Genomic DNA, 8,088 nt, shown 5'->3' with positions numbered 1-8,088 from the left:
TCAAGAGATGCGCAAGCATCTCAAAAAGTTTGGCTTCGCCTTCCTCCTGGCGCCTCGGCCATTCGAGCAAGCTCGACAGCGCTCGGCTGCTGCGTCGGTTTTCTGGTTCTCTTTGTTCACAAAGAGAACAGTTCTTATGCGGGTACGTACTAATAAAAGATCGGTTAAAACGGCGGAATCCCGTGTTTTTTCTCCGGCCGCAGCACCGTCTTGTGCTGCGCCACCCGGAGCGCGTGAATCAGACAGCGGCGCGTTTCCGCCGGCTCGATCACCGCATCGATATAACCCTTCGCCGCCGCCACATACGGATTCGCGAACTTGTCCTTGTACTCCTGGATTTTGAGTTGCCGCATCTGTTCCGGGTCTTCCGCCGCCATGATCTCCTTGCGGAAGATCACATTCGCCGCCCCCTCCGGCCCCATCACCGCAATCTCCGCCTGCGGCCACGCGAACACGAAATCAGCACGCAAATGCCTGGAATTCATGGCGATATACCCTCCGCCATACGCCTTCCGCAGGATGACCGTGATTTTGGGCACCGTCGCCTCCGAATAGGCATACAGCAGCTTCGCCCCGTGACGGATGACCCCCGCATGCTCCTGATCCACCCCCGGCAGATAGCCCGGCAGGTCCTCTAACGTCACCAGCGGGATGTTGAAACTGTCGCAGAAACGGATGAACCGCGCCGCCTTGTCCGAGCTGTCGCAGTCCAGCACCCCCGCCATCACCAGCGGCTGGTTGGCCACGAAACCCACCGTCTCGCCGTTGATGCGCCCGAAGCCCACCACGATATTGGCCGCGAACAGCTCCATCACCTCCACGAACTCGCTGCCGTCGCTCACCGCCCGGATGATATTCCGCACATCGTAAGGCTGCGCCGGATCCGCCGGTACGATCTCTCCGATCTTATAGGTGTCGCTCTTGGGCTCAACGGTTTGCAGACGTTCTGCTGGCTTGGTGTTATTGGCCGGAATCGTCGTGATGAGTTTCCGAATCTGATCGAAGCATTCCGCCTCGGAAGAGGCGAAGAAGTGCGCGTTTCCCGTCTGTTCGCAGTGCACTCGCGCGCCGCCCAGCTCTTCCATCGAAATCTCCTCGCCCAACACCGTCTTGATGACCTCCGGCCCCGTGATGAACATTTTCGAGATTTTGTCCACCACGAACACGAAGTCCGTGAGCGCCGGCGAATAGACCGCCCCGCCCGCGCACGGCCCCAGGATGACCGAAATTTGCGGAATGACCCCGCTGGCCATCGTATTGCGGAAGAATATCTCGCCGTAGCCCGCCAGCGCATTGACCCCCTCCTGAATCCGCGCCCCGCCCGAGTCGTTGATCCCGATCAGCGGGATCCGCATGTTCAGCGCATAGTCCATGATCTTGGTTATTTTCCTGGCGTGCATCAGCCCCAGCGATCCCCCCGCCACCGTGAAGTCCTGCGCGAAGACCGCTACCGGATTGCCGCAGATGGTTCCCGTTCCGATAATCACCCCGTCGCCTGGCAGCTCCTTGTTCTGCATGCCGAATTCCGTGCCGGAGTGTTCCACAAAGATGTCGTATTCATTGAAGGAGTCTGCATCCAGCAGGGCGATGATGCGCTCGCGCGCCGTCATTTTGCCCATCGCTTTCTGCTTTTCGATGGCCTTCATGCCGCCGCCGTTGTAGACCTTTTCCTTCCTCTGCTTGAGATCCAGAATTTTATTATCTACTGCCATAAGTAGTTTAGGTTAAAGTTCAGGCAAATATAACATTTTCCCGTTTACAGCCGCTCGATATGTGTGAAATAGTTCACACTCCAGTCTTCCGTCCGCGGCTGTTCGCGGAACAGGCCGAACACGGTCGAGCCCGAACCTGACAATGCCGCGTATACCGCTCCCCGGCGGTACAGGTTCGTTTTTATGTCCGCCAGCACAGGGAGCCTGCGCAGCAGCGGCTCCTCGAAATCGTTGACCAGCCGCTCGCGCCACATTTCCACCGGCAGCCGCAAAATATTTTTCAGCGGCACGGCAGGGATGCGGGGTGTCACCGACGCATATGCCTCCCGGGTCGAAATCCCCGCGTCGGGCTTGACCAGCAGCAGCCACAACCCTTTGAGGTCGACATCCGGGAAGGGGGTCAGCTGTTCGCCGCGCCCTGTCCCCAGCATCGGTGTGTCGTGAAGAAAGAACACGGTGTCGCTGCCCAACCGGGCTGCATAGGGCACGAGCCTATCGGTCGTAAGACCGAGCGTCAGCATTTCGTTGAGGCCGGCCAGCACTGCCGTGGCGTCGGCCGAGCCGCCGCCCAGCCCTGCCCCGAACGGAATGTGTTTGTGCAGGTGGATGCGCACGCCTCCGGCTTTTGCAAAAGGTTCGGGAAAGTCCTCCCGCAGCAGTGCAGCGGCCTTGACGCACAAGTTTTTATCCGGTGGACAGTCGACTGTCAATCCGGAGGAGGTAAAGATGACTTGGTCGCCGGCAGCGCCCTCTCCGGGCAGTATTTCCACGGCGTCGCACAGTCCGGGCACGGGGTGGAAAAGTGTTTCTATATCGTGGTATCCGTCTGGTCTGCGTGCGGTGATGTGCAGCCCCAGATTGATTTTGCAGTTCGGGAAGAGGATCATCTTTACAAATGTTTTTTGTGGGAGGGTCTCTGCCGGCTGGGCGTTTTTCTTTTAAAAAAGACCTTTTCTTCGCTGCCCTCAAGCCGGCGGGGCGGTTGTTCTTTATTAAGAAGTTTTCTTCGCTGCCCTCTTGCCGGGCAGGCACTTTTTCTTAGCTGCCTCAAGCCGGCGGGGCTTCTACATTCTTTGCTACCAAAGAAGTTTTTTGTTTCTTCGTTGCCCGCCCGGCAGGAGGGCTGCAAAAAGTTTCTTAAAAAGAACAAACACCCCGCGGGAAGTCCGGTGCCGCTCGGCACCCGAATCGGGCTGGAACTACCCAATTCCGCAGCCTGCGACCCGAAACTATATTTGTTCCGCGCGCTGGCGGAAATCCTGTTCAAAAGCAAGGATTGCTTTTGAACGATTTCCTACTCCAGCGGTCGCGCGCGGTGTCGGTGCTGCTCAGCACGCGAGCCGGGTGTTTGCTCTGCCTTAACCGGAGGGTACTGCCCTTACGCCGGGCGGGCAGTGCCGCCCGGTACCCGAACCGGGCCGTAACTACCCCCAATCCGCAGGCTGTGACCGAAATGATGAAAATGCTCTTACCACTCGGGACAACGGGACAACGGGGGCTGCCTCCCTTACTATTCCCCCTCGGTTTCCTCCGACAGTTCCGCATTTTCTTCGCCCCCATCCAGCGGCGCCAGCGCCGCCGGCATCTTTTTGGAAGCCTTGACACCCAATTTGCGCAACGACTCGGCCCGACGCACCAGATTGCCATTCCCCTCCCGGAGCTGGCCCAGCGCCGCCCGATAAGCCTTGTCCGTGCGCTCCAGCGCATCCCCCACCGCCAAGAAATTCTCCGCGAACCCCACAAACTTATCGTACAACGCACCGCCCTGCCGGGCGATCTCCAAGGCGTAACGATCCTGATTATCCCGCCGCCACAAATCATCCACGATCTTGAGAATCGCAAACAGATTCGTCGGGCTGCTCAGGATCACCTTCTTACGGTACGCATCGTCCCACAGTTTCGCGTCGCACTGCAAAGCCAGCAGGAACGCCGGTTCGTTCGGCACGAACATAATGACGAAATCCGGCGAAGCCGAAGTCAGTTTCTGGTAACTCTTGCCAGCCAACTCGTCGATATGCCGCCGCACCGAAGCCACATGGGCCGCCAGCGCCGCCTTCCGGGCAGTATCGTCCGCCTCGTCCGCCGCTTCCGCATAACTCGCGTACGCCGTGAGCGACACCTTCGAGTCGATCACCATCTGCTTGTCGCCCGGCAGCACCAGCACCACGTCCGGACGCACATGCGCACCCTCCTCGGTGCGGAAATCCTCCTGCACCCGGAAATGGATCCCTTTCTGCAACCCCGAACTTTCGAGCAGCGTCTCGAGGATCATTTCGCCCCAGTCGCCCTGCGTTTTGCTGTTGCCCCGCAGCGCCGACGCCAGGTTGTTCGCCTCGCGGCTCACCTGGTTGCTCATCTCGTGCAACTGCCGGATCTCGTTTTCCAGCACCTTGCGCTCGGCCGCCTCCTGTTCGATGCGCTGGCGGAACCGGTCGATATTCTCCCCCAGCGGGCGCAGCAACTCGCCGATATTCTTCTGATTGGTATCCGTAAACCGTTTGGTCTTCTCCTCCAGAATGTCGTTGGCCAAGTTGCGGAAATGGTCGGCGAACTGCTTTTGCAGCTTTTCCCGTTCGGCCTGCTGTGACTCGAACCGTTCCGACCAGATGCGTATCTCCGCCTGCGCTTCGGCCAGCCGCCTGTCCGCCTCGGCCTGCAATCTCACTACCTCGCGGTCGGCCGCGGCACGACTTTCGATCAGCTCCGTCTCGGTCTGATGCAATGCGGTTCGGAGCCGATCCCTGTCGCTCCGCAGGCACTCCGCCTCAGCGGCTGTACGCCGGGCGGCGGCCCGCTCCGTACGGAGCCCAAACAACAAGGCGACCGCCACGGCCGCCAATACGACGATCAGTATAATCGGTACGATTTGCATATTTTCCCAGTCTCCCGTAGCACAAATTTAAGAAACAAACCGGAGCCCGCATGCCCGGCAGCTGAAAAGCGGCACGAAAAAAGGCCGGCTGCCACTGCAAACGGTTTCCGCCGCTTGCCCGGACGGCAACTCCCTGGCTGTTCGGTGTCGGAAAACGCGATCCGGCACCCTGCGCTCGGCCCCCTCCTGCCCGATGCGCTGACGGAACCGGTCGATAGGCTCGCCCCGAAGTTTCAACAGCGCTCGGCCGGGTCAGCTGATCTGACTTAAATCCACGTCGGCCTTCTTTTTCCGGTTCAGCCGCTCCAGCGCCGCCACCAGCAGGACATTCTCCTGCCGTTGGAGCTGCGGATCCTCCTCCAGGATCCGTTCCGCCACCCCCCGCGTATACTCCAATATAGCCCCGTCTTTCGCCAGATTCGAGACCTTGATTTCGATTCCCTGCCCGCTCTGCGCCGTTCCGTCGATGTCGCCCGCCCCGCGCAGCTGCAAGTCCAGCTCCGAGAGCCGGAACCCGTCCGTGGTGGAGACCATCGCCTCCATGCGGCGGCGAGCCTCGGCGGTCAGTTTGTCGCCCGTCATCAGGATGCAGTACGACTGGCCGCCCCCCCGGCCGACCCGTCCCCGCAGCTGGTGGAGCTGCGAGAGGCCGAACCGCTCCGCGCTCTCGATCACCATCACCGTGGCGTTCGGCACATCGACCCCCACCTCGATCACCGTCGTCGAGATCAGAATCTGCGCCTGCCCCGACTTGAAAAGCTCCATGCCGTAGTCCTTGAGCTTGGCCGGCATTTTGCCGTGCACCACCACGCTCGTATACTCCGGCGGCGGGAACTCCCGTGCAATGACTTCCGCCCCCGCCTCCAAGTTGGCCACATCCAGCGTCTCCGACTCCTGGATCAGCGGATAGACGATGTAGACCTGCCGCCCCTGCGCGATCTGTTCCCGGAGGAAGCCGAAGAGCCGCATCCGGTGCGCCTCCCGCGCGTGGGACGTGTGGATCGGCTTGCGGCCCGGCGGCAGTTCGTCGATCACCGACACGTCCAAATCCCCGTACAGGGTCATCGCCAGGGTTCTCGGAATCGGCGTGGCCGTCATCACTAATACGTGCGGCGGCAATTCCCGGCTTTTGAACCGCAGCTTGGCCCGCTGCATCACCCCGAAACGGTGCTGCTCGTCGATCACCACGAACCCGAGCCGCGCAAACTGCACCCCTTCTTCGATCAGCGCATGGGTCCCGATCAGCAGGTCGATTTCGCCCGAGAGGAGCCCCTCGGCGATCTCCTCGCGTTTTTTCTTGCGCGTGCTCCCGGTCAGCAACTCGACCCTCAGCCCCGTGGTCTCGACCAATTTCAGGATCGACCGGTAGTGCTGCGTGGCCAGGATCTCGGTCGGCGCCATGATCGCGCTCTGGAACCCGTTGTCCGCCGCCAGCAGCACGCACAGCAGCGCCACGATGGTCTTTCCGCTCCCCACATCGCCCTGCATCAGGCGGTTCATCTGGTGGCCGCTGACCATGTCGCCGCGAATCTCCTTGACTACCCGCTGCTGCGCTCCGGTCAGGGCGAACGGCAGCCGTTCGCGGTAGAACATGTTGAAGTAGCCTCCCACTTTCGGCATCACATAGCCCTGTATCTTCTCCGTCCGCACGCGCCGCTGCCCCAGAAGCTGCAGCTGGATGACGAACAGCTCCTCGAACTTGAGCCGCCGCACGGCGGCGTTCAGTGCCTCGGCCGACGGCGGAAAGTGGATGTCGTGCAAGGCCTGCGCCCGCCCCACTAACCGCTCCCGCTCCAATAAATAGGAGGGTAAAGTCTCCGGAATATAATCCTTGACGGCCCCCCACAGTGTCCGCATGGCGTTGAAGATCGCTTTCGTCCCGAGCCCGATCGAGCTGAGCCGTTCGGTGGTGCTGTAAATGCCCTGCATGCCGATGGGTTCCTGCCCCTCGACGACGATCGGGGGCTCGAATTCCGGGTGGGCCATGTTGGGGAAGCCGTTGAACATCGTGGGACGTCCGAAAAAGATGTATTCCCGCCCGACTTCGAGCTTTTTCATCACGAACCGCGCGCCGCGGAACCAGACGATGTCCATCTCGCCGGTGTCGTCGGCCACGACCAGGGCCAGCCGCGCCTTGGCTCCCACACCGACGATCCCTTTGTCCTGCACGCGCGCCCGCACTTGTATGTATTGAGAGGAAAGCTCTTCGCCGATCTCGGCGATCTTATAGACTTTCGAGCGGTCGATGTATCGGAAGGGGATGTGCATCAGCATGTCGCCGAAGGTATGCACGTCGATCTCGGCGGCAAGCACTTCGGCCCGCTTCTCCCCGATGCCGGGAAGGTATTGTATCGGTCTGTCGAGTATGCTGTCCATAAACTGCTTCCCGGGGAGGGCGTTCTTTCGATCTGTCCGAAGGGCTTGCTCTCCTCCCGTCCGAAGCAAAGATAAAGTTTTTCGGCTGTTTCCCGTCCTGCGGAAGCTCGCGGAAAAATAAGGCACGGGGGTTGCATGCTCTGAAAAACGATTATATTTGTCCCTATTATGAAAAGATTCCCGCTTATTCCGATTTTCGTCGTTTCCCTGCTGCTGGCTGCCGGAGGTGTCCGGGCCTGGGGGCAGGCTCCGCTGACGCCTGCTTTTCGCGTGGACGAGGAGCTTAACTATACGGCCAGCTATAGTGCGGCGCTGCTGACTACGGATGTGGCGACGATTGATTTTCGGATCCGGGAGGACAAAATCGACGGGATTCCTTGTTACCGCGTCCGGGCGCATGGCTTGACGAGGCCGTTCTATTCGGTTTTCTTCAAGATGGACGATGTGTATGAAACTTGGCTGGAGCAGTCGACGTTGCGGCCGCTGCTGGCTACGGCGGAGATCAAGGAGGGGGGCTACCGCTATCGCAGCCGCCTGACGTTCAACTGGAAGGCGGGCTTAGTCTATACGTTCGGCAAAAACCTGAAGAAGGATTACGAGCGGGGACGGACGATGGGGGTCAATGCGGCGGATTTCGATCCGGTGGCGCATTTTTTCAATCTCCGGTGTCTGCCGTCGATCGGGCGTATGCAGAAGGGCGAGAAGGGACGGCTGAATCTGGTGATGGTGGATACGATCCGGACGGTCGAGTATGAGTTTCTGGGACGGGAAATTATCGATGCGCCTGCTACGGGGCCGGTGCGCTGTCTGAAGTTTACGTGCCAGCTGGCTCCGGGAGATGCGCAGTCGTTCAAGGAGGGTACGGATTTCCTGATCTGGATCTCGGATGATTTGAACCGCATTCCGATCTATCTGGAAACGCCGATCCGTGTGGGTAGAGTGCAGGCGACGCTGACGGGGTGGAAAAACCTGGCCCATCCGTTCTCTTCTCGTATCACAAAATAATTTTTTAACCGTTCGTTTATTTCGTTACCTTATGTTTGAGGGTACCGTTCTCTTTGTGAACAAAGAGAACCAGAAAAACTTTTTGAGATGCTTGCGCATCTCTTGAGCCTGCCGGGTACCCTT

The 8,088-nt window shown here is 59.8% G+C and carries 6 protein-coding genes; 2 read left to right on the top strand and 4 right to left on the bottom strand.

Going from position 1 to position 8,088, the window contains the following annotated elements; all coding sequences use genetic code 11:
• Nucleotides 1–164: 164 nt before the first annotated feature.
• A complete protein-coding gene (locus tag Q0Z93_RS08870) occupies nucleotides 165–1,712 on the bottom strand; it encodes an acyl-CoA carboxylase subunit beta (RefSeq protein WP_298064668.1) in 1,548 nt (515 codons plus the stop codon).
• A 44-nt stretch (nucleotides 1,713–1,756) separates the two neighbouring features.
• The gene (gene ispE, locus Q0Z93_RS08865; protein WP_298064666.1) at nucleotides 1,757–2,599 is read right to left on the bottom strand and encodes a 4-(cytidine 5'-diphospho)-2-C-methyl-D-erythritol kinase; all 843 of its coding nucleotides are present in this window, start codon (nucleotides 2,597–2,599) and stop codon (nucleotides 1,757–1,759) included.
• A 15-nt stretch (nucleotides 2,600–2,614) separates the two neighbouring features.
• Between ispE and Q0Z93_RS08860 the strand changes: the two genes are divergently transcribed.
• Nucleotides 2,615–2,998 carry a hypothetical protein gene (locus Q0Z93_RS08860; RefSeq protein ID WP_298064662.1) on the top strand — a complete coding sequence of 128 codons (384 nt, stop codon included), beginning with the start codon at nucleotides 2,615–2,617 and terminating at the stop codon, nucleotides 2,996–2,998.
• Between the two features lie 224 nt (nucleotides 2,999–3,222).
• Here the strand turns inward: Q0Z93_RS08860 and rmuC are convergent, their stop codons facing one another.
• Both rmuC and recG read right to left on the bottom strand, forming a co-directional pair.
• Nucleotides 3,223–4,584, bottom strand: a complete 1,362-nt coding sequence (gene rmuC / locus Q0Z93_RS08855; protein ID WP_298064659.1) for a DNA recombination protein RmuC — start codon at nucleotides 4,582–4,584, stop codon at nucleotides 3,223–3,225.
• Between the two features lie 252 nt (nucleotides 4,585–4,836).
• Nucleotides 4,837–7,086: an ATP-dependent DNA helicase RecG gene (gene recG, locus Q0Z93_RS08850; protein ID WP_298064656.1), complete on the bottom strand. Its 2,250-nt coding sequence runs from the start codon at nucleotides 7,084–7,086 to the stop codon at nucleotides 4,837–4,839.
• 42 nt (nucleotides 7,087–7,128) lie between these two features.
• Between recG and Q0Z93_RS08845 the strand changes: the two genes are divergently transcribed.
• Nucleotides 7,129–7,965, top strand: coding sequence for a DUF3108 domain-containing protein (locus Q0Z93_RS08845; RefSeq protein WP_298064653.1), 837 nt, complete (start codon nucleotides 7,129–7,131; stop codon nucleotides 7,963–7,965).
• Nucleotides 7,966–8,088: the final 123 nt, after the last annotated feature.

It is taken from the genome of uncultured Rikenella sp. (genome assembly GCF_947628055.1).
In the GTDB taxonomy this organism is placed as follows: Bacteria; Bacteroidota; Bacteroidia; order Bacteroidales; family Rikenellaceae; genus Rikenella.
The sequence above is the reverse complement of the archived record's forward strand: the minus strand, read 5'-3'. Positions and strand labels throughout refer to the sequence as shown.